At 35.6% G+C, this 25221-nt stretch carries 31 protein-coding genes and 2 pseudogenes; 16 read left to right on the forward strand and 17 right to left on the reverse strand.

Annotated features, from left to right (window positions below; translation table 11 throughout):
• Nucleotides 1-88: 88 nt before the first annotated feature.
• On the forward strand, nt 89-871 hold the full coding sequence (locus tag MRZ19_RS03510; RefSeq protein ID WP_291030389.1) for a pyridoxine 5'-phosphate synthase: 783 nt from the start codon (nt 89-91) through the stop codon (nt 869-871).
• On the opposite strand, the gene MRZ19_RS03515 is transcribed toward MRZ19_RS03510, so the two are convergent.
• The 11 genes from MRZ19_RS03515 to MRZ19_RS03565 all read right to left on the reverse strand — a co-directional run bounded on the left by MRZ19_RS03515 (nt 868) and on the right by MRZ19_RS03565 (nt 10937).
• Entirely contained in the window at nt 868-1542 is a 675-nt protein-coding gene (locus MRZ19_RS03515) for a nucleotidyltransferase family protein (protein WP_291030391.1), read from the reverse strand. The genes MRZ19_RS03510 and MRZ19_RS03515 overlap by 4 nt on opposite strands.
• A 2-nt stretch (nt 1543-1544) precedes the next feature.
• Nucleotides 1545-2780, reverse strand: a complete 1236-nt coding sequence (locus MRZ19_RS03520) for a class I SAM-dependent methyltransferase (protein ID WP_291030393.1) — start codon at nt 2778-2780, stop codon at nt 1545-1547.
• The gene (locus MRZ19_RS03525) at nt 2768-3790 is read right to left on the reverse strand and encodes a dehydrogenase (protein WP_291030395.1); all 1023 of its coding nucleotides are present in this window, start codon (nt 3788-3790) and stop codon (nt 2768-2770) included. The genes MRZ19_RS03520 and MRZ19_RS03525 overlap by 13 nt, the downstream gene beginning before the upstream one ends.
• Nucleotides 3783-4721 carry an NAD-dependent epimerase/dehydratase gene (locus MRZ19_RS03530; protein WP_291030397.1) on the reverse strand — a complete coding sequence of 313 codons (939 nt, stop codon included), beginning with the start codon at nt 4719-4721 and terminating at the stop codon, nt 3783-3785. Before MRZ19_RS03530 ends, MRZ19_RS03525 begins: the two co-directional genes overlap by 8 nt.
• A 110-nt stretch (nt 4722-4831) precedes the next feature.
• Nucleotides 4832-5806: a radical SAM protein gene (locus MRZ19_RS03535; protein ID WP_291030399.1), complete on the reverse strand. Its 975-nt coding sequence runs from the start codon at nt 5804-5806 to the stop codon at nt 4832-4834.
• Between the two features lie 5 nt (nt 5807-5811).
• On the reverse strand, nt 5812-6873 hold the full coding sequence (locus MRZ19_RS03540; protein WP_291030401.1) for a GDP-L-fucose synthase: 1062 nt from the start codon (nt 6871-6873) through the stop codon (nt 5812-5814).
• 50 nt (nt 6874-6923) lie between these two features.
• Entirely contained in the window at nt 6924-7745 is an 822-nt protein-coding gene (locus MRZ19_RS03545) for an FkbM family methyltransferase (RefSeq protein ID WP_291030403.1), read from the reverse strand.
• Nucleotides 7746-7904: 159 nt separating this feature from the next.
• Nucleotides 7905-8543, reverse strand: coding sequence for a hypothetical protein (locus tag MRZ19_RS03550; RefSeq protein ID WP_291030405.1), 639 nt, complete (start codon nt 8541-8543; stop codon nt 7905-7907).
• Complete coding sequence (locus MRZ19_RS03555; protein ID WP_291030407.1) at nt 8519-8833, reverse strand: hypothetical protein; 315 nt, start codon at nt 8831-8833, stop codon at nt 8519-8521. Before MRZ19_RS03555 ends, MRZ19_RS03550 begins: the two co-directional genes overlap by 25 nt.
• A 1-nt stretch (nt 8834) precedes the next feature.
• Nucleotides 8835-9380, reverse strand: coding sequence for a dTDP-4-dehydrorhamnose 3,5-epimerase family protein (locus MRZ19_RS03560; protein ID WP_291030409.1), 546 nt, complete (start codon nt 9378-9380; stop codon nt 8835-8837).
• 66 nt (nt 9381-9446) lie between these two features.
• Nucleotides 9447-10937, reverse strand: a complete 1491-nt coding sequence (locus MRZ19_RS03565) for a hypothetical protein (protein ID WP_291030411.1) — start codon at nt 10935-10937, stop codon at nt 9447-9449.
• A 237-nt stretch (nt 10938-11174) separates the two neighbouring features.
• Here MRZ19_RS03565 and MRZ19_RS03570 point away from each other — a divergent pair.
• Together MRZ19_RS03570 and MRZ19_RS03575 are read left to right on the forward strand one after the other, a co-directional pair.
• Nucleotides 11175-12691, forward strand: a pseudogene (locus tag MRZ19_RS03570) (phosphoethanolamine--lipid A transferase).
• Nucleotides 12688-13053 carry a diacylglycerol kinase gene (locus tag MRZ19_RS03575; RefSeq protein ID WP_291030413.1) on the forward strand — a complete coding sequence of 122 codons (366 nt, stop codon included), beginning with the start codon at nt 12688-12690 and terminating at the stop codon, nt 13051-13053. The pseudogene MRZ19_RS03570 and the gene MRZ19_RS03575 overlap by 4 nt, the downstream one beginning before the upstream one ends.
• 5 nt (nt 13054-13058) lie before the next feature.
• Here the strand turns inward: MRZ19_RS03575 and dapF are convergent, their stop codons facing one another.
• The 4 genes from dapF to accB all read right to left on the reverse strand — a co-directional run bounded on the left by dapF (nt 13059) and on the right by accB (nt 16557).
• The gene (gene dapF / locus MRZ19_RS03580; protein WP_291030415.1) at nt 13059-13823 is read right to left on the reverse strand and encodes a diaminopimelate epimerase; all 765 of its coding nucleotides are present in this window, start codon (nt 13821-13823) and stop codon (nt 13059-13061) included.
• 80 nt (nt 13824-13903) lie between these two features.
• Entirely contained in the window at nt 13904-14659 is a 756-nt protein-coding gene (locus MRZ19_RS03585) for a flagellin (RefSeq protein WP_291030416.1), read from the reverse strand.
• A 69-nt stretch (nt 14660-14728) separates the two neighbouring features.
• Nucleotides 14729-16099, reverse strand: a complete 1371-nt coding sequence (locus MRZ19_RS03590; protein ID WP_291030418.1) for an acetyl-CoA carboxylase biotin carboxylase subunit — start codon at nt 16097-16099, stop codon at nt 14729-14731.
• Nucleotides 16099-16557: an acetyl-CoA carboxylase biotin carboxyl carrier protein gene (gene accB / locus MRZ19_RS03595; RefSeq protein WP_291030420.1), complete on the reverse strand. Its 459-nt coding sequence runs from the start codon at nt 16555-16557 to the stop codon at nt 16099-16101. The genes MRZ19_RS03590 and accB overlap by 1 nt, the downstream gene beginning before the upstream one ends.
• A gap of 76 nt (nt 16558-16633) precedes the next feature.
• Between accB and dcd the strand changes: the two genes are divergently transcribed.
• Nucleotides 16634-17194, forward strand: coding sequence for a dCTP deaminase (gene dcd / locus MRZ19_RS03600; RefSeq protein WP_291030422.1), 561 nt, complete (start codon nt 16634-16636; stop codon nt 17192-17194).
• Nucleotides 17195-17207: 13 nt separating this feature from the next.
• Here the strand turns inward: dcd and MRZ19_RS03605 are convergent, their stop codons facing one another.
• On the reverse strand, nt 17208-18284 hold the full coding sequence (locus MRZ19_RS03605; protein ID WP_291030424.1) for an FUSC family protein: 1077 nt from the start codon (nt 18282-18284) through the stop codon (nt 17208-17210).
• 104 nt (nt 18285-18388) lie between these two features.
• Here MRZ19_RS03605 and MRZ19_RS03610 point away from each other — a divergent pair, with 104 nt between their 5' ends.
• From MRZ19_RS03610 to MRZ19_RS03620, 3 genes are read left to right on the forward strand one after another with little or no spacing between them, the layout of a single operon-like run.
• Nucleotides 18389-19093: a triose-phosphate isomerase gene (locus MRZ19_RS03610; protein WP_291030426.1), complete on the forward strand. Its 705-nt coding sequence runs from the start codon at nt 18389-18391 to the stop codon at nt 19091-19093.
• A gap of 10 nt (nt 19094-19103) precedes the next feature.
• A complete protein-coding gene (gene fliQ, locus MRZ19_RS03615; protein WP_291030428.1) occupies nt 19104-19370 on the forward strand; it encodes a flagellar biosynthesis protein FliQ in 267 nt (88 codons plus the stop codon).
• Nucleotides 19370-20191, forward strand: coding sequence for a UDP-N-acetylmuramate dehydrogenase (locus MRZ19_RS03620; RefSeq protein WP_291030430.1), 822 nt, complete (start codon nt 19370-19372; stop codon nt 20189-20191). Before fliQ ends, MRZ19_RS03620 begins: the two co-directional genes overlap by 1 nt.
• A gap of 3 nt (nt 20192-20194) precedes the next feature.
• Here MRZ19_RS03620 and glpQ read toward each other — a convergent pair.
• Nucleotides 20195-21271 (reverse strand): annotated as a pseudogene (gene glpQ, locus MRZ19_RS03625) (glycerophosphodiester phosphodiesterase).
• Between the two features lie 278 nt (nt 21272-21549).
• On the opposite strand from glpQ, the gene MRZ19_RS03630 reads away from it, so the two are divergent.
• The 9 genes from MRZ19_RS03630 to MRZ19_RS03665 all read left to right on the forward strand — a co-directional run bounded on the left by MRZ19_RS03630 (nt 21550) and on the right by MRZ19_RS03665 (nt 25177).
• Nucleotides 21550-21732 carry a hypothetical protein gene (locus MRZ19_RS03630; RefSeq protein ID WP_291030432.1) on the forward strand — a complete coding sequence of 61 codons (183 nt, stop codon included), beginning with the start codon at nt 21550-21552 and terminating at the stop codon, nt 21730-21732.
• A complete protein-coding gene (locus tag MRZ19_RS03635; protein WP_291030434.1) occupies nt 21719-22909 on the forward strand; it encodes a site-specific integrase in 1191 nt (396 codons plus the stop codon). The genes MRZ19_RS03630 and MRZ19_RS03635 overlap by 14 nt, the downstream gene beginning before the upstream one ends.
• Entirely contained in the window at nt 22910-23083 is a 174-nt protein-coding gene (locus MRZ19_RS03640) for a hypothetical protein (protein WP_291030436.1), read from the forward strand. It begins immediately after the preceding gene.
• Nucleotides 23071-23190 (forward strand): DUF5131 family protein, encoded by a 120-nt coding sequence (locus MRZ19_RS03645; protein WP_291030438.1) that lies wholly within the window; start codon nt 23071-23073, stop codon nt 23188-23190. The genes MRZ19_RS03640 and MRZ19_RS03645 overlap by 13 nt, the downstream gene beginning before the upstream one ends.
• A gap of 70 nt (nt 23191-23260) precedes the next feature.
• Nucleotides 23261-23443 carry a hypothetical protein gene (locus tag MRZ19_RS03650; RefSeq protein WP_291030440.1) on the forward strand — a complete coding sequence of 61 codons (183 nt, stop codon included), beginning with the start codon at nt 23261-23263 and terminating at the stop codon, nt 23441-23443.
• Complete coding sequence (locus MRZ19_RS08535; RefSeq protein ID WP_366936146.1) at nt 23422-23490, forward strand: hypothetical protein; 69 nt, start codon at nt 23422-23424, stop codon at nt 23488-23490. Before MRZ19_RS03650 ends, MRZ19_RS08535 begins: the two co-directional genes overlap by 22 nt.
• Before the next feature lie 58 nt (nt 23491-23548).
• Complete coding sequence (locus tag MRZ19_RS03655) at nt 23549-23911, forward strand: hypothetical protein (RefSeq protein WP_291030442.1); 363 nt, start codon at nt 23549-23551, stop codon at nt 23909-23911.
• Nucleotides 23908-24864, forward strand: a complete 957-nt coding sequence (locus MRZ19_RS03660) for a hypothetical protein (protein WP_291030444.1) — start codon at nt 23908-23910, stop codon at nt 24862-24864. The genes MRZ19_RS03655 and MRZ19_RS03660 overlap by 4 nt, the downstream gene beginning before the upstream one ends.
• 37 nt (nt 24865-24901) lie before the next feature.
• Entirely contained in the window at nt 24902-25177 is a 276-nt protein-coding gene (locus tag MRZ19_RS03665; protein WP_291030446.1) for a ribbon-helix-helix domain-containing protein, read from the forward strand.
• The last annotated feature ends 44 nt before the right edge of the window (nt 25178-25221 follow it).

The raw sequence follows: 25221 nt of genomic DNA on the forward strand, positions 1-25221 counted from the left end.
GCATACTCCTAAATTTGATTTCATTTTCATCATTTTAAAGTAATTTTAGTTAGAATCCAAAACACGCATTTAAACATAAGGCTTAATAATGTTACTTGGAGTAAATATTGACCACATCGCAACCCTGCGCGAAGCAAGGAAAATCAACGACCCTGACCCACTTGAAGCGGTGTTTATTGCTAAAAGAGCCGGCGCAGACCAAATCACTTTGCATTTGCGCGAAGACCGCCGCCATATCCACGATGATGATGTGCTAAGAATCCGTAACTCTTCCATCCTTCCTTTAAATGTAGAATGCTCCATTAACCCAGAAATTCTTGATTTTATTTTAAAAATCTCCCCCCATCGCATAACTCTTGTGCCAGAAAATCGCCAAGAAGTTACCACAGAAGGTGGGCTTGATGTGATAGGAAATTTTGATAGAATCGCAGAAATTACACGCAACTTTAAAGAGCACTGCATTGAAGTTTCCCTTTTTATTGACACACAAATTGACCAAATTTGCGCTGCAAAAGAAGTTGGTGCGCAAATGGTAGAACTCCACACAGGCACTTATGCTAATTTGCACTTAATGCTAAACTCTAATCTCTCCTACACACACAACACCATAGAATCGCTAAAGCTCCCACGCTCTGAACTTAAAATGCGCCTTTTGGATTCCATCTCTAGCTTGCGTGATGGCGCAAAGGAAGCAAAATGGCTAGGGCTTGAAGTTGCCGCAGGACACGGATTAAACTACCACAACTTAACGCCCATTTTACAAATCCCAGAAATCATAGAGCTAAACATCGGGCAAAGCATCATCGCTCGCTCCATTTTCACAGGCTTAGAAGTTGCAATCAAAGAAATGGTAAAACAACTTAAGGATTAGCTCTCCTTTATTGTATGTTCAAAAGCCCTATAATCCTCTGGGATTCCAATATCTATGAAATATTCATCAAAAATTTCTGCTCTTGCAAAGAGTTCTCTAAAATGCTTCTGCAAAAACTCTTCAAAAGAAAATTTATCAGGGAGACTAAAATCTTCAAAAATATCTTTTGCCACCAAATATATCCCTCCATTTATCAAACCTTCCTTTAAAAATTCCTTCTCATTAAAAGATTGCACAAATCCATTTTGGTCTATCTTAACTGCCCCATATCTATCAAAATTATACTTTTTTTTCAAAGCTAGGCAAATCTTGCTTTCTTGTAATTTAAGCTTCTTAAAATGAATTGGAAAAAAAGTATCTCCATTTAACACGAAACAATTTTTTGCAACATATCCTAACGCTTGCCTTATAGCTCCACCAGTCCCTAACAATTCCTTCTCAAAACTATATTCTACCTCAATATCTAAAAAGCAATTGCCAAAATAATCTTGTATCACTTCACTCCGATATGACACTGCCAAAACCACCTTTTTAATACCTTGCAATTTTAGATATTCAAAGACATATTCCAAAAACGGCTTCCCATTAACCTGCGCCATTGGCTTTGGAATGCCACTCACAACGCTTCTTAACCGACTTCCAAGCCCCCCACAAAGAACAATTGCCTCCAAAATCAACCTTTAAAAATCAACCTTTTTATCCCTCCAGCTGTCAAAATAACAGATTTCAAATTAGGCATTACTCCCTTTTTATAAAGTAGCAAAACCTCATTTGTAAAAATATTCTCTTCATGCAATGGAGCAGACATTAAAATACAATCAATATTTTTTAGCTCTTTATCATCTAGTCCAACAATCTGTATGCAACTCTTTTGCAAAAATCTCCCTTGTTTATCAGGATTAATATCTACACATTTCTTAATCTTTTTTAAATTTTCTTTTGCGATAAAACCCAATAGGCTATTAGAATGAATACCCCCCCCCCACAGCACAATACTCTTTGCTTGAGATAAATAAGTATTCATTAAAGCAATATCTTTAGAAAAGTCAACGCCATCAAAACATTGCACCTGTAATTTTCCCATTTGAACTTCCCGCGTTTTTTCAAAAAATAAACCCATCCACATTCCATTGTAAGGATAAATTTCATCAATCAACTTACAGCCCAACTCATACATCACACCAACTAAAGTATCTCTTTGAAAATAACTCACATGGTCGTGATAAAAGTCATAGAAAATTTTGGATTCCATAATTTTTGTTGCATTAGGAACTTCCATATAAATTTTTCCTTCATCACTAACAAAATCTACCACATCTTTCAAAAAATAATAAGGCTGTTCTATGTGTTCTAACAAGTGCCTAAAAATAATAAAATTGATAGGCTCTTTAATTTTTTCTCTAATTACATCAATCTCAAAAAAACTTTGAATATGAATGACATTGTCAATATCTTTTACAACCAAAGAAGTTGGGGAAGGGTCTACACTATAAACTCTCTTGCTTTCCTTTGCTAAAGCTACCAACAAATCTCCGTGACCCGGAGCAATTTCCAAAAAAACATCATTGACATTAGCATAGTTTTTAATTTTATCTTTAGTTTGCATTAAAGTTTTACTTAATCTATCTGTAAAATACTTTTGCTGATAATATTCTCCGCTTGTATAGACTTTCAGCATTTTATTCTTATCAAAAGCCATATTATAAACAAGCCCACATTGTTGGCATTGTTGCATATCCATAGTGCAATCACCTTGCGCATAACCATCTTCATCTATGCTAGAAATTTTACTATTTGGGAAAATATCTCCAGAAGCAAAAACATTCCCTAAAAACAAAATACCCTTAAAAACTGATAGCTTATTACATAAAGGACAAACCCTCTCTCTACAATTATCTAAATTCTCCACGACTTTGCTCCTTCTTTAGCAAAAGAAAAATCTTGCACATAACCTTGTTGAGCATTTAACGCCTTAACGAGATTATATTTTTTAATGGGATCTACCAAAAAGAACATAAATCCACCTGCTCCAGCACCACTTGTTTTACCACTATATGCGCCATTTTCTATTGCCAAATCATAGATTCTATCTAATTCATCATTGCTTACGATTTCTGCAATAATTTTTTTAGACTTCCAAGATTTTCCCAAAATCTTTGCAAAAGCATCAAAATCCGCTTTAAATAATGCTTCTTTCATTTTAACTGCATCTTGCTTAATTGCATGCATGGCTTCTAATGATTTTTCATCGCCGAGTTTCCCTTTTTTATGCTCTTCAATATCTTTTGCTGCCCGTGTTATGTTTGTAAAATATAGCACAATTCTAGATTCTAACTCACTTGTAATCCAATTTTTAATCCGCAAAGGATTTACAATCACACGCTTTTTACTATAGAATTCCATAAAGTTAAATCCCCCAAAAGTTGCCGCATATTGGTCTTGTGCCCCCCCTACAATCCTCATATCCTCACGCTCAATCTCATAAGCTAACTTTGCAATTTCATACTCCCCCAAAGGCAAATTTAACCATTCTGCAAACACTTTAATGATGCCTACCACCAAAGTTGAACTCCCGCCCAAACCACTTCCGCTAGGGGCATCAGAATATGTATGTAAAGAAAAACTTAATGCCTTTTTTGTAAAATCTTTTACAATACGATTATAAACTGCTTTGAAAATATCCAATTTCCCATCGTTCTCTAATCTCTCTGCGCTTTGATACTCTACATATCCTTCTGTATCTGGAGAATCAAATATGATCTTCCCATTATTGCGTGCAATAAGCGTACAATGGACATAAAGAGAAATTGTCGCATTCAATACATAGCCCGTATATTGATTACAATATAAATCAATATCCGTTCCGCCACCTGCTAAACCTAAACGCAATGGAGTTTGCGAGCGTATAATCTTACACATTTGCAAAACCATTAACTTTCATCATTGAAAACGCTCTTAATAGCTCCAATATTCCATCATCCAAGCTCATATCTGGAATCCAACCTGTGGATTCTAGCCGTGCATTAGACACCAAATAGTCCCTTTTATCAGGATCCTCACCAATGTTTGCAGTATGAATGTAAAAATTAGGCACATACTTTTTAATAGTTTCCGCTAATTGTCTTTTTGTAAGATTTGCTGAACTAAGCCCCATATTATAAGGCCTACCCTTCATTTGATTGTAATTTTCAATGCCATGAATAAAACCTTTAACAACATCTCTAATGTGAATATAGTTCCTTCTAAAATGCTCCTCAAACAGAACAATACAACCATCCTTATAAGCTCTATATGTAAAATCATTTACTAATAAATCAAGTCGCATTCTAGGGGACACACCAAACACAGTTGCCAAACGAAATGTAACGCAATTTCCCTTGTCTAATAAATATTGCTCTGCACACACTTTATCAATGCCATATTCTGAAATAGGATTTAATGGCGATTCCTCTGTACACATTTCATCTTTTGCGCCAATCCCATAACCACTATTAGTATTAGGATAAATAAAAATTTGCGATGGGCTTGCAAAGTTACTAATCATCTTTACAGCCTCAAAATTAACCATTTTTGCTAATTTTGGATTCCTTTTACAAAGGGGGGCTCCAACAAAAGCAGCAAGGGGGATAATCACATCAACATTTGCAACTTCTCTTTTAATTAAAGCTTCATCTAAACAATCCCCATTAATGAACCTAAAACCCTTATAATGCACACATCCTAGCAATGAAACTTGATTATACATCAAGTTATCAACCACGCAAACTTGATAGCCCTTTTCTAATAGCGTATGTGTCAATACCGACCCGATATAGCCAGCCCCACCGGTGATTAAAACTTTCATAAGCATACCTTGATAAAAAATGTAGAAGTTTGTTTCTAATTTTAATCACACAATGCTTAACCTCCAGTAAATCGCTCCAAGAAAAAGTTTTAATATTTATAAATCACCTTTAGACCTTAATACCAACATAAACAATCTTTACAAAAATCAACCCCTGCTCTTCCTTCTCTTAAATGCACTTCTCTGATTTTTTGCAATTCTTTGGAATCTTTCCACACTTCAGCAATACTTTGTATCTCAACATTGCCAAGAGTAACATTCCGACATTGATCTACACAACAAACCGCAACTTGCCCATCTGTTTTAATCACCATTGTATTCCAAATTGCATAACAAGGTGTAGCATTAGCTTCATCAAAAAGCATATTCCTATCATACTCTAGCTCAGATAACGCCCCCCCCCCGCCAGTATATTTACTTTTATTTATAATTCCTAACGATAAGTCATCAATCTTAATACTATCCCCTTTATCCTTATCTAAAATTTTTTCCCAAAACCCTACAATCTTATCCATAGCATCAAGATAATAACTATTTTTAATCACACTAATTCTCACAGCCGTTTTGGATTCCAACTTATTCCTTAACATTACAAAAGCAATCACATTTCCCAAAACTTCCTCAAAAGACAAGCCCTTTCTAATACTTTCATAAGCCCTCTTATCTAATCCATCAATAGAAAAATTAACCCTCTCTAAAGAACTCTTTAAAATATCCTCTGCCATTTTTCCACGCATCAGTGAACCATTGCTTGTAATACTGACTTTTACACCATTTTCTGTAAAATAACGGATTCTTTGGGGCAAGAATTTATCCAATAATGGTTCATTACCGACAAATAGAGCTACCTTTTGCACATATTGTTTATTGTCCAATATCTCATCGGCAATTTTTTTAAAAACCTCATCATTCATATACGATTTTTTAATTTTTCTTCGCCACTCATCAATTCCACACATAACACATCGTGCCGTACAATTATTAGTTGTCTCTATATTGATAAATCGTGGAAAATTTTTATAGTCTTCAAGACATCCCCCCTTACCTCCATCCAAAACCTTATTTATCACATATTCCAAGTTTTTATCCACAATCCTTATCCTCTTTTAACAGATACATCTAAGTACCATTGATATAACATTTTAACACCTTGCTCCAAAGCAACCTTATATTTCCAGCCAAAACTCTGCAGCCTTGAACAATCAGGCAGCTTTCTAAAAGTTCCATCTGGCTTTGTAGCATCAAAAAACAATTTTCCTCCAAAGCCAACAATACAACCAATCATTTCAGCCAATTCTTTAATGGATACATCACTGCCATAACCAATATTTATATGTGTATTACGGACTTCTTTTGTATCACCCACACATAAATCCTTAAAGTCAATGTTCTCCATCACAAATACACAAGCATCCGCCATATCACTACTATGCAAAAACTCTCTACGCGGATTCCCACTACCCCAAATCTCTACACCATCAGCACGAATTCCAAATCTATCACAATATTCTTTTGCTTTTTCTATGGAATCCAAATTTAAATCTTTCAAAATCATTGAATAATTCGCTTGTGCTAAAAGCTTTGATAAATGCATCTTTCGTATAAGAGCTGGTAAAACATGACAATTTTCCAAATCAAAGTTATCATCAGCCCCATAAATACCCGTAGGCATCACACTAATAAAGTTTGTGCCATATTGTAAATTATAAGACTCACACATTTTAAGCCCCGCAATTTTAGCGATTGCATAAGGCTCATTTGTGTATTCCAAAGGACTTGTTAAAAGATATTCCTCTTTAATGGGCTGTGGAGATTCCTTAGGATAAATACAAGTTGTTCCTAGAAACAACAACTTTTTTGTTTTGCTTAAATAAGATTGATGGATAACATTATTTTGTATCATTAGATTTTGATAGATAAAATCCGCTCTATAAGTATTATTTGCAGAGATTCCACCAACCTTAGCAGCAGACAAAAACACATACTCGGGCTTTTCTTTTTCAAAAAACTCTCTCACAGCCACTTGATTTGTTAAATCAAGCTCACTATGTGTTCTATACACTAAATTTTCATAACCCTTATCTCGCAAATTTTTAACAATCGCAGAACCTGTTAAACCTCTATGTCCGGCAACATAAATTTTAGAATCTTTTTTCACAATGCACTCTTTTAATATACCAAATAAAAATTTGTGGAATCTTTTTACATTTATCTCCCACTACCGATTAAAGACTTAATTTCAAAAATTGCCTTATAAATTTCATCAAAGGCAAAATTAGCCCAAGTATTTTGCTTAACAGGCGAATTCCCAACATGATTAAGAGCAAGTTTTGTCATACATCTTACTAGCATCTCCCTCTCACTAACCATCTCTAGAGGCAAAAACAAATGCGTTGGTGCTTCATCAAAAGAATCCCAACATACATAATTCATTTTCTCTAGAATACGACTACTTCTAGATAATTCTGGAAATGTATTACCTTCTAAGTATATAATAGGTCTATTTTTTTCTATTAATTTCGCCCCCCCCCCTATCACCTTATGCTCCATTCCCTCAACATCTATTTTTATTAATGCGACTTTCTCTTTAATATTAAGGCCATCAAGAGTTTTACAATTAACTTGAATACAGCCTGGTTGAGTTTCTTGTCCATCAAACAATGTAATCCCATTCTCTTGGCAAAAAAGTGTTTCGTTTTTGTTGGATAAACCAAAATCATAGATAGTTACTTTTTTGTCAAAATCATTCAATTGCATACTTGCTTTTGCATATGAAGCATACTTTCCATTAGCTTCAAAAGCTATAACCTTAAAACCATTTGCTGCCAAAAACAAAGAATGATTACCAATATGCATTCCTATGTCCAAAACTAAAGAGCCTTTAGGAATTCTACTTATCATATCCTTTAAAATTTCATACTCATAGGGAACGCCTGTTTTACCAATAAGATTCTTATAATCTTCATTTAAACACATCTTATAAGAAACTTTCTCATCCTCTAAATTTAATGTTACAACATCTTGATTCATTAAACTTTACCTCCTTTTAATCCTAATTTTAGAATCAAACCTTATCATAAATCAACTTATCTCCATCTGATAAATCGGATTTTCGTAGCCAATCAATTCCAATATTAAATAATCAAGGGCTTATTCTATCTTAATTTTTCTACAAATTACACTCCAATATTAAACAGAAAAACGAATAGGAATCTCCGGATTTGCCAAAAAGCTTGGGCTATCAAGCCCTTCTAATTCTCCACAGCTCTCTCTAAATCCATTCTTAAAATAAGATTCCGCCAAATCATTCCTTAAATAGCTAACTTCAATTGTTGTGCTAAAAAACAACCCTTTAGAGTAAAAAATTTTTCCGTGATTATTAAAATGCGTGTGGATGGGCGTAAAATATTTTCTTAAACATTCCAATATTTTTGTTCTCTTGTTCACACCATCTTGCTCCTCCGGATTACATCCGTGAAACTCAAAAATCACCTGCGTAAAACACTTACTCAAACTCTCTATTTCTATCTCTTGTAGCATATCCCATTCACTATTTTCAATATCACATTGCAAAATATTATTTTCACCCGCAATAAACCCATTATCCGCTATAACTTGACCCAAAGTGATAAAACTCGCATCATTTCTAGTTCCAATGAATTTTTTATGAAATGTGATATTAGGGTGATCATAAGGGGATTTTTCAATGCTTCCATCATACTCTATCACCTTATAGCCCATTTCCGCCATCTCTAAATCCCACGGAGAATATTTAGAAACCCCTAAAGAAATAGCCTTAGCTGCTAGAAAGCCCCCCCCCCCGCACATTCCATAATTACATAACCACCATCACTATTTCCACCAATACGCTTAAGACTATCCAATGGAATCGCTAAGGGCTGAATCAACTTCAAATATTTTTGGATATTCTCAAAACATTGCGCATTATGATTAATGCGCACATAATTGCTGTCTCTATTTTGCAGCAAAAGAAGCAAAATTTCTTTATCTACTTTATCTATATTAGAATTTACAATAATATTAGACATCAAAATTTGATAATTAATTTGATTATTTAAAACTATATTTTTATTTAATTCCTTTAAAACTTCTTTCATCTTATTCCTTAATTTTTGTTGCCAATACATCCCTATCCGACAAAATAGGATTCTTTGTAGGCCAGTCAATTCCTATTCTTTCATCATTCCAAGCATATGTGAATTGATCCTCTGCGTCTAAATATTCACCTTCATAAGCCAACTTGTAATAATACACTGCATTTTCGCTACTCACATAATGTGAATTCCCCATATTTGGCGGAATCAAAATCAATTTTTGATCATTTGGGCTTATAATAAATCTCTCCCATTGCAAATATGTTGGCGAATCTTTTCTGCAATCCACCACCACTTGATGCACTTCTCCATACACGCAAGTAACAAGCTTATAAGTTTTAACATCTCCATGAATTCCGCGTAACACATTAAAATGTGAATTGATAAATTTATCGTGCTTAAACTTTAATCCATTTGGCAATAATTTCTCAAAATGCCCTTCCATAAAAGCCGTCCAAATCTCTCCGCGCAAATCCTTAAATTTATTAGGCGTGATAACATGCACTCCCTTTAAGATTTTAGATTCCTTAATATCAAACTCCATAACCATACATACCCCTAATCTCATACATTAATCGCACTTAACTTTTTTGACACAACTGCTATCTCAATGCGCTTAAGATAGGGAAAAATCTCTGTAAAAAGCCCCCCCCAGCACACTGCTCATTTCGTGGGCTTTAAGTAAAAAATTAGCAATACGATAATAATCATTTAAATACTCTAACACAACATAATAATTTGGAATCCTTTTTGCATCCTCCCCAAGTTGTGAAACAAACAGCCCAACTCTAAAGGCAAAATAGACTAAATAAGGATAATTCTCCACATCATAAACCCTGCAACTCTCAAAAAAGATTCCATTAAAAAACCCTCCATACCCTATTGATTCAAAAACTTTTTTAAAAAAGCTCTCTCTATCACTAGGATAAATTTGCTCTAGCAAAGCATTTGCGCCAGCATAATCCCCACTTTTCAAAAGCATATTAAGAGACAAAACTTTATAAAAATTTGTTCCATAGAGATTACAAGCATACTCCGCACATTGCTTTAAATATGCAATATCTTTTTTAAACTCCACACCAAACAAAAACAGCTTCATATACGCAAACGCTTTATGTGCAGGGTGAAAATCATATTGACTAAGAGCTTGTTCTATAAGATTTGCTTGCTCTTGCGCCGTCCATAAATCATCAGGCGACACAGACTCCTTAATGTTTCCAATCCGCATCGCAAGCCCAGAAAACCCAGAACTTCCACCATTGCATATCTTTTTAGCACAAGACATAAACACAATTTCAAAAATGCTCTGCTCATACCCTAGATACACCTCACGCCTAAAAAAATCATCCACGCAATAAACCACACCATTTTGCTTTAAATTTGCCTTTTGTTTGGAATCCTTTTTGAAAATGCTTTTAAAAATCTCTCCCGCCCTTAAATCATCGCTAAAAATCACAATATCGCTTCCCTTTTCTAGCTCTAATCTTGCCATCTCCACAGCCAAATACACACTAAAGCCTGTCTTTTGACAAACTACAGACGCCCAAGTATCGCCAAAAACAATATCCCCTGAACGAATATGAAAAGCAACAAAACCTTTTTTCAACTTCTTTACTTGCTTTTTAGCCTCCTGCATCACATTTTGTATGGGAGTGGAAAATTCTATTGCATTCCAGCAATCTTTTAATAACTCCCTGTATCTCTCATCATCCATATCATCATAAGACAACATTTCCCCAAGACTATACCAACCAAACTCTAGCGGAAAAGGTGGAATCTTATATCTAGCAAGATTCTCTGCTTTCACATAGGATGGAATTTGCTCCACATTTCCTACATAACTATCCTCCACCCCATATTTCTCAATAAAACTCTTTTCAAACAGCTCATCTTTTAAAGGCAAATTTGCAAAAGGAATTAGCACCTGACCATTCTCTAAATTCTTATCAAACTCAGAAAGAAACGGCGCATCCTTTGGAGCTAGCCAAGAAAATTTAAACTCCATATCCGCTAGCTTTGCTAATGCCATTGCATTTAGTATTGCACACATCCTAGCACCAAATCCATCTGTGCGCCCAGCAACAATCCAAGGTTTTTTAGATTCCATATTTATCCTTCTATTTAGATTCTAAATTCTACCAAAATTCCTAAAGCTCATACACAAAATCACAAATTTTTACACTACCTCTATAATGCATTTATCAAGAACAAATTCTCCATTAGGAAAAAGGTGATATAAAATTTTATATCAGGATTCATTAATTAACCTTTTATTAAAAACCCTGTAAAATCCCTATTCTAAAAGTCTTAGAGTTTAATCTATCTTTATTCTTAAGGTTATCTTATGCTAAAACTCTCAAAAACCACATTCATTTTAATAAACACCATACTTTTAACACTGCTTAATCTTAATTTATTTTTATTTATTGCAAAAAATCTCAATGATTTGTTTTTGACTTTTATGCTTGTTGTTTGTTATTTTTGCATTGTTTTTATTATTTTAAATATAATCTTTATCAAATATTTTACAAAACTTTTTTCCATACTTTTTATTACTAGTGCCACTTTTAGCGTGTATTTTATGTCTTCTTATGGAATCTTAATTGACTCTGATATGATTCTTAATGTAATGCAAACAGACGCAAAAGAAGCCTCAGAGTTATTCAACACTTCTTTGATTTTTATAGGAATTATTTGCCTTGCATTTTATCTTTTTGTCTTGAAAATAGAAATCAAAAGCGATTCCATCTTTAAGAGATTCCTAAATTCTTGTGTAGCCCTTATCCTAGCATTAGCTGTGTTTCTACCCTTCACAAAAGCCTATATTCCCTTTTTTAGAAATTATAAAATTATAAGAATGTATAACACGCCTTTCTATCAGTTCTACTCCATCTATCGCTATTATCAACAATTTGTAGCCCCCCCCCCGCAACTCAAAACAATCTCTAATGATGCGACTTTATAAAACACAGACAAAAGCCTTTTAGTTCTAGTTGTAGGGGAAACCGCAAGGGCTAAAAATTATTCACTAGGCACATACACGCATAATGACACAAACTTTTACACCAAAGAAAAAATGTAGTCTTTTTTGACAACTTTTTCTCTTGTGGCACTTCCACCGCCATAAGCCTTCCTTGTATGTTTTCTCTCTCCAAAAGGGCAGATTTTAAAACCACGGAGCACCAAGAAAACGCCTTAGATATTTTACAGAAAGTCGGCGTTAGCGTGTCTTGGTATGACAATAATTCCGGAGGTTGTAAGGGAGTGTGTGAAAGAATTGCTGATACCAAAATCCTATCCAAACCCTTTGATGAATCCTTGCTTGAACCTTTTAAAAATAAGCTAGAAAACCTTGAAAATCAAAATATTATCATCTTACATTTGCAAGGCTCGCACGGACCAACTTACTATAAGCGTTATCCTAGTGCTTTTAAAAAATTTACTCCAACTTGCGACACAAACGAGCTTGCCAAATGCTCCCAAGAATCACTAATGAATACTTATGACAATACCTTGCTTTACACAGATTTTATCCTAAAGGAAATCATTCAATCTTTACAAACAAAAACAGAGTATAAAACCGCCCTGCTCTATGTTTCAGACCACGGCGAGAGTTTGGGAGAAAATGGCATTTATTTGCACGGAATGCCCTATATCTTCGCACCACAAGAGCAAACCCATATTCCAACAATCTTTTGGAGCAACGATTCTACGCTAATGCAACTTGCTACAGAACATAAAAGCTTAAAATTATCCCACGACAATCTATTTTCCACAATTCTAGGATTTTTTCAAGTTTCCACAAAAGAGTATTCTATTAGCGATGATTTCTTAAACAAAAAATTAAAGGTGAAATCTTGAAGCCTAAATATAATTTTTTTAAAAACACATCTTATGCATTAAAAGGGATACAATTTCTTTTTAAAGAAACTGCTTTCAAAATAGAGCTTTGCATTATTATTCCTTGCTTAATTCTTAGCTTTTTTCTTCCTATTGGCTTAATAGAACATTTATTATTGATTGGCGTTTTGTTTTTGATTCTTATTGCAGAAGCTATCAATACAAGCATTGAAGCCTGTGTAAATTTAGTTACAATGAAGTGGAACAAGCAAGCAAAAATCGCCAAAGATTGCGCTTCTAGTGCGGTGTTTTTTAGCATATTGTTAGCAACCACGGTTTGGCTAGCTATCCTCATTAATGCTTTTAAAATTATTCAACTTTAGATGGCTTAATACACAAAATCACAAATTTTTCTCACACTTCCCTTTAAAAAGATTCTGCCTTTTTCTTCTCTTAAAAACAACTCTTCATTGCTAGCAGGCTTAAAACAGCAAGGATTAGGCACTTTGCTTGCTTCTTTAAGATAATAAAACATCGCCGCCATCCCTGTCCCACACGCTAGCGTTTCATCCTCCACCCCACGCTCAAAGGTCCTAGCCCTCACGCAATCTTGCTCTAATGTCGCAATATTCACATTTGCATTGTATTTATGGCGCAAAGCACGCAACTCCTCTTTATTTAAATGCGCATTTTCACACACCAAATGCGGCACACCTGTATCAATTAGCCACCAGCTCACACCATATTCTTGTATATTTTTTTGCAAAACCTTAGCCTTAGTCAAAGCACTCTCTACTAAAATTTTGGATTCCAACTTTTTAAAATTTTCCTCGTCAAAAATCTCCGCATCAATCACCCCAGCCCCTGTTAAAAACTTCTGCACACTTGAAGCAAGCCTAAAATCCCTCGCATACAGCGCAGCCGCCCTACTTCCATTGCCGCACATTTTTGGCGCACTTCCATCAGCATTATAAAACTCCCATTCAAAATCATAAGCAGAATGTGGCTTTAACACAATTAGCCCATCAGCCCCCACACCTTCTTGCCTGTGGCAGATTTTCTTTGCCAACTCACCCCAAAAATTTTCTTGGAATCCAAAAGTGTGTGTAATGATAAAATCATTGCCACTTGCAGAATATTTACTAAAAAACATTGGAATCCTTTTTGTTAGGATTTTATTTAAAAAGACTTTAAAAGGGGTAAGCAACCCCCACACAAAAGGGGCTAAAAGAGTTATCCAAGAAGAGCGTCTAAACGACCTTGCAGATGTTGTGTGTTAAAAGCACTTGCATAAAGTGTTGCGTTTTCTTTGAGTTTTGCACTATTTAATTGATTATAATTTTCCGCCACATCATCTTTCATTAAGCCACCTTCAGCCGCTTTTAAATTCACAATCGTATTCATACTTGCATTAATCCCAGATAGGATTCCATTCATTGCAGAACCGATATTTGCACGCTCCATATTAACTCTTTCAATGAAGCTTAAAATACTTTGCTGATTATTCACGCTTAAATCTGCGACATTTGGTGCTTGCAGATTAATATTTGCTGTGCCGCTGCCTGTTACAAAGCTCATTTCCCCACCAAAAACATTTTTGCCATTAAATACCGCTTGGTTTGTCGCATCTCGCATTGATTGTGTAAGCGCATTTGCTTCACTCTCAATCATCGCTCTTTGATCGCTATTAAGTGCTGGGTTTCCAAGTGCCACAGAGAGTTCATTCATACGGATTGCAGAACTTGTGATATTTGAAAGCGTAGCATCTGCAATTTGCATAACTCCAAGCGCATCATTTGCATTTCTGACACCCTGACTCATTGAGTTTGCCTGCGCTAAAAGCGCATTTGCAATGGCTAAACTTGCACCATCTGTAGCTTCAATTGGGCGTGGCGAAGAAAGCTTCTTTAATGCATCTTTTTCTTCATCTTTTGCCTTTTTTAAACTAATTAAACTTTCATTTGTGCTCTGTGAACTGCCAATCTTCATCTTATCTCCTTAAATTTAAATTTATGCTTCCTTGCAATTTTAATAGACACAAGCATTTTGCATTCCACATTATGCCTTTTGTGCAGAATCGCTAGCCATCTTTTGCTCTAAATATTTAGTATGGATAACGCCTCTTTTAAAATCGTCATTTTTCATCATTTCTTTATGGAAAGCAATCGTAGTTTTAATACCCTCCACACAAAACTCATCTAATGCACGCTGCATTCTAACAATTACCTCATCACGATTGCGCCCCCAAACGATGAGCTTACCTATCATAGAATCATAAAACATTGGCACAACATAACCTGCATACGCGTGAGTATCAATGCGCACATTATTACCACCTGGGGCAATCCATTTTGTAATTTTGCCAGCAGAAGGATAGAACTTTATCGGATCTTCTGCTGTAATTCTACATTCCATTGCGCAACCTTTAAACTCCACAGAATTTTGCTTTGGAAGCTCTTTGCCCTCAGCAACTTGAATCATTAATGCAATAATATCCAAACCACTTACAAGCTCACTGACAGGATGTTCAACTTGCAAGCGCGTATTCATTTCCATAAAATAGAAATTTTGATTGGAATCTAATAAAAACTCATAAGTCCCAGCACCCACATATTTAATCGCCTTTGTAGCAGTGATTGCAGTTTGTAGTAATTTCTCGCGCGTTTTTGGTTCTAATGTGGGCGCAGGAGATTCTTCTATTAGCTTTTGGTGGCGTCTTTGCAGTGAGCAATCCCTCTCGCCAATGTGTAAAACATTGCCGTGTTTATCCGCAACAATTTGCACTTCAATATGCTTTGGCTTATCAATAAACTTTTCCATATAGATTGTGCCATCGCCAAATGCACTAATTGCTTCAGACTCTGCTGCCAAATAAGCATTAAACATACTCTCTTCATTCTCCACAATACGCATTCCACGCCCACCACCACCTGCTGCTGCTTTTAAAATCACAGGGTAACCAATCTCTTTTGCAAGCTTAATGGCTTCTTCTTTGGATTCCACCGCACCATCACTTCCTAGAATGACTGGAACACCGGCTTTTTTCATCACTTCTTTTGCTTTGCTTTTATCACTCATTAGTGCCATAACATCGGGCGTTGGACCGATAAACTCAATGCCGTGATGGTTGCAAATTTCTACAAAGTTTTGATTCTCGCTTAAAAATCCATAACCCGGGAAAATCGCATCTGCTTTAAAAAGCTCCGCTGCAGAGATGATGGCTGGGATATTTAGGTAGCTTTCACTAGATTTATCCCCGCCAATGCATACTTTTGCGTCTGCTAAATCTAAATAATGCGCATCTTTATCGGCTGTGGAATACACGGCAATCGCCTTTTTGCCCATTTCTTTAATCGTGCGAATCGCCCTTAGGGCAATCTCACCACGATTTGCAATTAAAATGGTGTTAATTTCTTTTTGCAAAGGCATTAGAGTTTCTCCACAACAAATAAAGGGGAGTTATACTCCACAGGCTGCGCATCATTCGGGATAATTTCTAAAATCTTACAATCAAATTCTGCTTCAATTTCATTCATAATCTTCATCGCTTCAATAATCCCTAGCGTTTGCCCCTTTTTTACCTTATCTCCCACATTTACATAAGCAGGAGCATTTGGACTAGGACAACGATAAAATGTCCCCACCATTGGAGAATTAATCGTATCTCCACTTGGAGCAGAAGGAGCAGGCGCAGAAGCCACAGGAGCTACTTGAGGAAGGCTTTGTGTAGCTTGAATTAGAGTTGGCACTGCTTGGGGAGCGGACACACTCACACCACTTACACCTTTTTCAAGCTTGATTGTAGTCGTGTCTTGTGCAATACTTAGACGATTTAGAGTGCTTGCATCAAAAACCTTAATCAACTCTTTAATATCTTTAAAATCCATTTTTAAAGCCTTTTAATTTGTTTTGCGTCTGTTATAATAGCACATTTAAATAAATAATCACTTAGCAAGGAATAAAATGGGCTTAAAAGAAGACGCTTGGATTAGGAAAATGGCACTAGAATGCGCAATGATTGCACCATTTTGTGAAAATCAAGTGGGCAAAGGCGTCGTAAGCTATGGGCTTTCTAGTTATGGCTATGATATTCGTGTCAGCAATGAGTTTAAAATCTTTACAAACATCAATGCAATGGTTGTGGATCCAAAAAACTTTGATGCGGCAAATGTCGTGGATTTCGTAGGGGATGTTTGCATTGTGCCACCTAATTCTTTTGCACTTGCTAGAACGATAGAGTATTTTAAGATTCCGCGCAATATCTTAGCCATTTGTCTTGGCAAAAGCACTTATGCAAGATGCGGAATCATCGTTAATGTTACACCCTTTGAACCAGAATTTGAAGGACATATCACCATTGAAATTTCAAACACAACACCCCTGCCTGCTAAAATCTATGCTAATGAAGGCATTGCGCAAGTATTATTCTTAGAAGGCGATAAAGATTGTGAAGTAAGCTATAAAGACAAAAAGGGTAAATACCAAGAACAAAAAGGAATCACGCTCCCTAGAATCCTAAAATAACCCTATTCCAACTTCACTCCGCACCAGTCCATTTAACAACAATCTTCCTTGTAATGCACTCTAACATTCTACGCAATGCTCCCCAATACATAAATGCTCCACCAATTAGCCCAATCAAACTTCCAATCACAATGTCTAAAACCCTTGCTTGAATGATGCCATTAGGATTGTATTGCATAAAATTACTCACTTCTGCAAGATAGGTAGAATAAGGTGTGATAAACACCATAGATAGCCCATAATTACGAACAATTGTAAGCTGTGCAAAGAACATTAACGCCATCATTAAAAGCGCAAACCCAAAAGGATTAAACGCAAAATGGAGTAGGAAATACGCCAAACCCACGCCCACAAAAGTCCCTAAAATTCTTTGAATCTGCTTAATCCAAATCTGCTTAAAAGTTACTGCCGTCATCACTGCCGCACAGCTAATTCCTACCCAATACCCACGCTCTATCTCTAAATAACTTTGCAAAAACATCGCAAATCCTACAAAAAAGGCAATAATTATCGGATCAATCACAATTGCACCAAAACCAAATTCCCCAATCTTTGGAATTGGTTTAATGGTATGCTTAAAGACATAAATCACACTTAAAGAATACAGAAGCACCATCACATTAGCAACCATTGTCCCAAGAGCAACAAGTCCAATAGCCATAGGATAATCTTTAATTTCAAAAGGAATATAACTCCCAAGTATCGCAGCAAAAGCAAAGAAGAAAAATCCCGGAGCTCCAATGCTAAAATACCGCACAACTTGCGCACTAACAAGTGTTACACTAAAGACGATCACAGGAATTAAACTAGGAAAACTCTGCCCAACAAGCCCAAGCGTAAAAGACACGATAATCCCAAACGCACAAGACATACTCAAAATCATTTTATGATAAATGGGTGTATCAGGGACATAGAGAAAAATCATTGCGCCAATGACAGAAACTAGCCCAAAATCAGGACGCCCAAAAAATGCTGCAATAAACAAAATGATAGCCACACCAAGCCCGGCAAAAAAGGGCATTTGCCACGACCTATCGCTTGGATTCCAAGTAAAAATCAATCCTAATTCTTTTTTTAATCCCTGAAGCATTGCAAGTGCCTTCTAAAGTTTTTCGCATTATAGCCAACTTTTAAGATTCCATAATGAGTTTTGTTATAATGTTTCTTATAAAAATCCATTAATTAGGAATCCAAATGAAAATCATCGCTAGCAATTTTAAAACCAACCATACAAGAAAAAGCACGCAAGAATTTTGTCAAGCACTAGAATCCTTTCTATCCCCACAAAGCATTCCGCACAAAATCACTCTATTCCCGCCTTCAACGGCACTTTTGGACAACTCCTTTAAGCATTTTTCAATCGGTGCACAAAATGCGTATTTTACAGAATGTGGCTCTTTTACAGGTGAAATTGGCTTGGAGCAATTAAGAGAATTCAACATTCAATCTTTGTTAATTGGACATAGCGATAGACGCAATATTTTAGGAGAATCTCAAGAATTTTGCGCACAGAAGTTTGCATATTTTGCCAAGCAAAATTTTGAAATTTTTTATTGCATTGGCGAGAATTTGGAAACAAAAAAGAAGGGTTTAGATTCCATCTTAAGCTTTTTAGAATCACAATTACAAGGCATTGCTTTAAACTATCCAAAGCTTATTATCGCCTATGAACCAATTTGGGCAATTGGTAGCGGAGTTAGCGCAACTTTAGATGAAATCACGCAAATCCACACACACTTAAAGCAAAAATTAGATAAGATTCCGCTACTTTATGGCGGAAGTGTGAAACCACAAAATGCATACGAAATCCTAAACTTAGAAGGCGTTGATGGCGTGCTTGTAGGCAGTGCTAGTTGGGAAATGCGTAGCTTTTGTCAGATTTTAGAAAATTCATTTTAAAAGGGTAAAAGTGGAAGCACAATTAATGGGTTTAGCCATTGAAACTTACAAAATCACATTGATTTTATCACTTCCAATGCTACTTGTTGGACTTGTTGTGGGGCTTATGATTAGCATTTTTCAAGCCACAACACAGATTAACGAAATGACACTCACCTTTGTGCCAAAAATCCTAGCAGTCATTGTTGTCATCATCTTTACAATGCCTTGGATGCTAAATATGCTCATAGACTTTACCGCACACATCTTTAATATGATGCCAACCTTTTTATTTTAATGCTACAAAAAACCATTGATTTTTCACGCTACACAAGTGTTAAAATTGGCTCAATCCAACCTTTAAACTACATAGAATCGCTAAGAGATTATGATAATCTCTTACAATCTAGCACGCCACTTAACATCATAGGCAGGGCGAATAATCTCTTAATCTCCCCAAATGCACGCAATCTAATCGCTCTTAGCAAGGAGTTTGACTACATTAAAGATTTAGGAAGTGCCCTAGAAGTAGGTGCAGCAACGCCTAGTGGCAAGCTCTTTTCCTATGCGAAACGCCATAATTTAACGGGCTTTGAGATTTTATCTAAACTTCCCGGAAGCATAGGTGGGATTATTAAAATGAATGCGGGGCTAAAAACTTATGAAATTAAGGACATTTTAGATGGAATCTTTATTTTGGATTCCAATGTTAAGCTTAAGTTTAAAAGTGTGGAATCACTAGGGCTAACATACCGCAATAGTGCAATTCCAGAGCTTATCTTTGCAGGAATCTTTAAAAAGCAAAAGGGCTTTAATGCTAAGCTTGTAGAAACCTTTGCTAAAATGCGTGCAAACCAACCAAAAGAGCCTAGCTTTGGAAGTTGCTTTAAAAATCCTAAAGGAAATTTTGCAGGCGCATTACTAGAACAAGCAGGTTTAAAAGGCGTAAAATTTGGCAAAAATCAAAGCTTAATGTTTAGCCCACTCCACGCAAATTTTCTCATCAATCTTGGCAACTCTAGCTTTGAAGAAGCCCTAGATGTCATCGTATTAGCAAAAGAAAAGGTTTATAAGGAATCCAAAATCCTTTTAGATGAAGAGGTTAAAATTATTTTTTAACCCCTATTTATACGCATTGTGTTGATTTAAAAATTGCACACCTAAATCTGGAAAATCTGTAAAAACTCCATTTGCACCCGCTTGGAATAACACAAGATCAAACAACTCATCAGCACTACTAACATAAGGAGGCAAAGAATCTGCTCTTAGTGTATAAGGATGCACAGCAAGCCCCGCTGCATTTGCTGCTTTTACAAAATCATTGGGGCTTGCCTTATTGTTTTGTAGCGTAAAAAGCATATTAATCGTTGGTCCAAGCCCATCTACAACCTTTGCAATCTCTTTAAAATTCTTTGGATTTTGCAGATAAGTAAAATCATAAGGTGTCCATTTATTATTCTTAAACTCATAAGTCTCAAGCCAATCATTATAACCCACAAGAGCCACAAGCTTTATATCCATATTGAGCTCTTTTAATAATGTCTTTTTTACACGCACTAAATCTGGATAATCAAAACTTTGAAAATACACCTTAGAATCTTTAGTGGTATAACCATATTTCTTAAGTGCTAATAAGGTAGCAAGGCTAATATCCTTACCTTCTTGCTTATGAAACCAAGGCGCCTTTGTTTCTACATAAATCCCTATATCTTTGCCAAGTGTCTTATTTAACCCTTGTATAAATTCAATCTCCTATTCTAAAGTATGTAAAGCAAAGGAGCTTCTTTGCATTGGAAATCTATCAGGATAGGTTTGGACTTTTTTACCCTCTTTAATCGTAAAAGGCTCGCTAAATTGAAGGCTTTTAAGCTCTTCTAAAGTAAAATCAATCACATAATAATGCCCATCTTTTCGCTGACGATTAGGAAAAACATCAGCAACATTAGTAAGCTCATCTAAAAACAAATCGTGTATCACAATAAGATGATTGTCTTTGCTCATTACCACATCTTGTTCTACATAATCTGCGCCCATAGCATAAGCCAACACTTTAGATTCTAAAGTATGCTCTGGCACATATGCACTTGCACCCCTATGCGCAATAATAAGCTTAGAATCTGCATCTTTTGCATACAAACTAAGTCCTAAAGCATTAAAAACTAGTACGGCTAACAACAAACCTTTAATAAAAATTTGCATAACTTCTCCTATGTATTTTTATTGCAATCATAAAACGATTTTTTAAAAAAATGCTCCGAAGTGGGAATTTTTGGGCTTTTGTGAGGGGGTGTCAATCCCACCCCCCTCTTGCAATTTGTGTTAAATAATCCTCCAAATTACGCAAAATTCGTAATTGAAACGCCTTTATTTTTTTAACAATTTTTCCGCTTTTTCGGAATCTTGTTGCGCCATATCTATTTTATCCTTAAAAAACACTTAGATATATCAAAGAAAATTTCATTAAGTAAGGATACTCTATGAGTTGTTTTGGTTTGGTTAGCTCTAGTGCATTCGGTAGGCGCGGAATCTTGTTGCGCAAAGCGTGGTCTTTAGGACAAAATATTGCTGATGGGCTTTTCGCGGAATCTTGTTACGTAGGAACGAAAAGTATTATAAAGCCTCTATATCAAACAATGGAGGTAAAAAATGCCAAGAATTAGTAGCGGCGTGCAAATTAGAAATGGAATAATTTTCATCAACAAAATGCTAAATGGCAAATATCATCGTTTTAGCACGGGGTTGGAATCCAATAAAAATAATTTACGCTATGTGCGTAAAAATGTAATGCAAATCATTGCAGACAAAGAAAAACAAACGCAAGATAATGTTTCAGGAGCGGGCTTTAGAGAAAAAATGCGCGCGCAAAAAAAACAAAAAAAGATTGACTTTTCAATCCATCAACTAGCAAACGACAATTTTAGTGCAGATAAAGGCGATTTCACGCTTAAAGCGGCTATGACTTTGCTTGCAAAGGAATGGACAGGTTTGAAACCCACTTCTAAAGCAATTTATGAAAGCATTGCTAAACAACTTTTGTTGTACTTTGGTGCGGATTGTCTTGTCGTTAATATGAATCGTATGAAAATTGCAGACTTTTTTAACGATTGTTTAGAGAAAAAACACAAAAAAAGTTTCATCAATTTGAAATTAGGAATTCTAAAGCGCGTTCTTGTTTTAGCAGAGGAATATGGAGTAATTAACAAAGTTCCTAATTTACGCTTCAAAATGCCTATGGAAACAGAAATAACACGAAAAGTTAAGGCTTTTTCAGAGGACGAAGTTCGCTTATTGCTTAATAGTTGTAAAAACCAAGTTTTAAGAAATTATCTGCAAATCGCATTTTTCACGGGTTGCAGAACGGGCGAAATTCTTGCGTTAAAGTGGAGCGATGTAGATTTTAAAGCAGGTAAAATTTCTATTACTAAAACGATTAATTACTACGATATAACACTGCCAAAAACTAGAAGCTCCATTAGAGAGATTGACATTTTGCCTCTTGTGAAAGAGGCATTAAAAAGACAAAAACAATTAAGCGGCAAAAACGAGTATATCTTCTGCTCCAAAGATACCTATATAAGATTCCACCATAAATTACAAAAAGAATGGAAACTTTTATTGCAAAATGTAGGATTGGAATACCGCACGCTTTACCACACGCGGCATACCTTTGCGTCCATTATGTTATCACATAGTGAAAATTTGCTTTGGGTGTCTAAACGAATGCTAGGACATACAAATCCCAATATGACGCTTAAAATCTATGCGCATTATGTAGAAACACAGGGACAACAACACGGAATGTTTTTGAAAGATTTTTTAAAAGACGGAGTGGCATAAATGGAAACAAAACAATTAATTTTTATCGGCACAAATGGTATGCGTTATAGCGGGAAGTTTTACTATGTTTTTGACAATTTTATTTACCTAAAAGTTAGCAGCGGCGCAGGCAATCCACCGCTTACGGTTTTGAAATGTGTTGAAAAACAAAGGGGGATAAAATGCACAAAATAGAATGGACGGATAAAACTTGGAATGTGATTACAGGTTGCACACCAATTAGCCCTGAAAATTGCTATGCAAAAGCAATAACTAAAAGATTGCAAGGAGTTTCCCAATGAATCATGCTAAGAATAAACTGAAAGTTTGTAGTGAAAAATATGGATTTCATTAGATAAGTGAGGTGGTAGAATGAAACTAAAAGATTTTGATTTTAGATTATATGTGGTTAGCAAAAAGGATTATGTCAGAGATGAGGATAAATATCAAATACTAGCAGATTTGGAGGCTAAGAGTGATTTTATTGAGCGTTTGAATTTGTCTGCATTGAAGCCTTTAAAGCTTTTGATAAATTGGCAAATCCTGATATTGTAGTAGTGGGTAATATCCACGAAAATCCCGAGTTATTAGGAGGTGAGTAATGAAAATTGCAGCATTCTTGTATTTGGCTGAACTTCAAAAAATTGAGGGAGTAGCAAAATGAAAACCACAAGCAATAAAGGGCAAACAATGGAAAAAACTTTAAAATATTTTGATAATGATGGAATATGGTTTATAAACCTAAAAAATTTTAAAGCGATTCACTTCAAATTGGACCTATTAGAAAATGATTCAGAAATAGTATTATCAGTCATTATCGGATTAGAGAATGCATTGCATTTAAAATCTGTGATGATTACAACTAGGGCTTTAAAATATGATTCCACAAGTTTTAGTGCCATATTTGAAAGAAATAGAATCAAATTAACAGACCTTTTTATCACATTGCTAAACGCAAAGGATACGATTAATGAAGCCTTAAAGGCAACATTATTGACTTTAAAAACAGAGGAGATAAGATGAGCCAAATTGTTTATATCGCACCCAATGAAAAATTCACAATGATTCCTAATGATTTGTTGCACGATAAAAATCTAACCGATGGCGCAAAGGTGTTAGCCTTTTACCTAATGAGCCTACCAAAAGACTGGCAAATCGTATGGGAAAATGTTGCTAAAGCACTCAATACAAGTATAGCAACGCTAAGGAGACGCAAAAGCGAGCTTATGAAGCTAGGTTATATCCTTTTAATAGACAATCGCAACACAGAGGGAAAATTCTCTCAAACAAAGCTAGGATTTAAGTATTGCAATGCCTTTGATTTACGCAAGATTGAAGCAGAAATTAACATTAAACAAAGCTTAAAAAATGAGGTTGAAAAATCCCAACCTAGCGATAATTGCGAGATTCTATCCACCGCTCATTTAACCGCTAGTGGTGAAATGAGCGGTAATAATAATATTATAGATATTACAAAAAAAGAAAATAGTAGCGCGCAACAAGATGAAATATTTATCTTACAAAAAACCACTGCATTTTTTAAAACTCTCTTAGAAGCTAACGCTAAAGCCGTTTCAAATTATAAAAAAGCCTGCAACTTAGAAGAATTCTTGAATGGTGCAGAGTTACAAAAGGCAAAAGAGTGGGTGCAATGGCGGGAAAAAATGTGGCGCATTAAGCCGATTGTGAGCGTAGAGAAGCTAAGGCGGGCAAAAGAAAAGGGTTGCGATATTTTAGCGGATTTAACGCGTTGTATGGCAAATGATTGGCGTGGATACTTTAGTCAAAAAGATTCCAAAACAACACAAAGCCCAAAAAAAGAGCACAAAAGGAATCTAAAAAGGGCAGAAAATGATGAGATTTACACTGCCTTAAGGGCGCAAGGTTGGAGTTTCTCACAGGGTGATGCTTACAAGAATATACGTGTTAATGGGCGCGCAATTGACCGCGAAAATGGGCTGTTTTACTATGTGTAAAACGCGTAGGTGGAGACAGAAAAAGGCGCGCACGAAAGTGCATAGCTGCACCTTTTATCTAAGCCAAGAGATGCTTCAAATGCTAGACATAATCGCGCTGTTAGAAAATCAAAGCAGAAGTGTGATTGTGGAGTGTGCATTAATGTTCAAAAAGGGAAAATATGACTGGCAAAAATGCAAAGCAAAAACATACAAAAAAAAGAAAAAGATTCCTTTTGCACAAAGGAATCTTAAAAGATATTGCAAGCAAAAGCAGGCAAGCGCATTTAAGCAAGAATGCTTATTTGCAAATGGCTATCAAGCAAGCAGTTGAAAGATACGCGTGTGAGAATTTATTTATCTTTGCAGAAATACACA

Origin of the sequence: Helicobacter sp. (assembly GCF_022770205.1) — a bacterium.
In the GTDB taxonomy this organism is placed as follows: Bacteria; Campylobacterota; Campylobacteria; order Campylobacterales; family Helicobacteraceae; genus Helicobacter_D.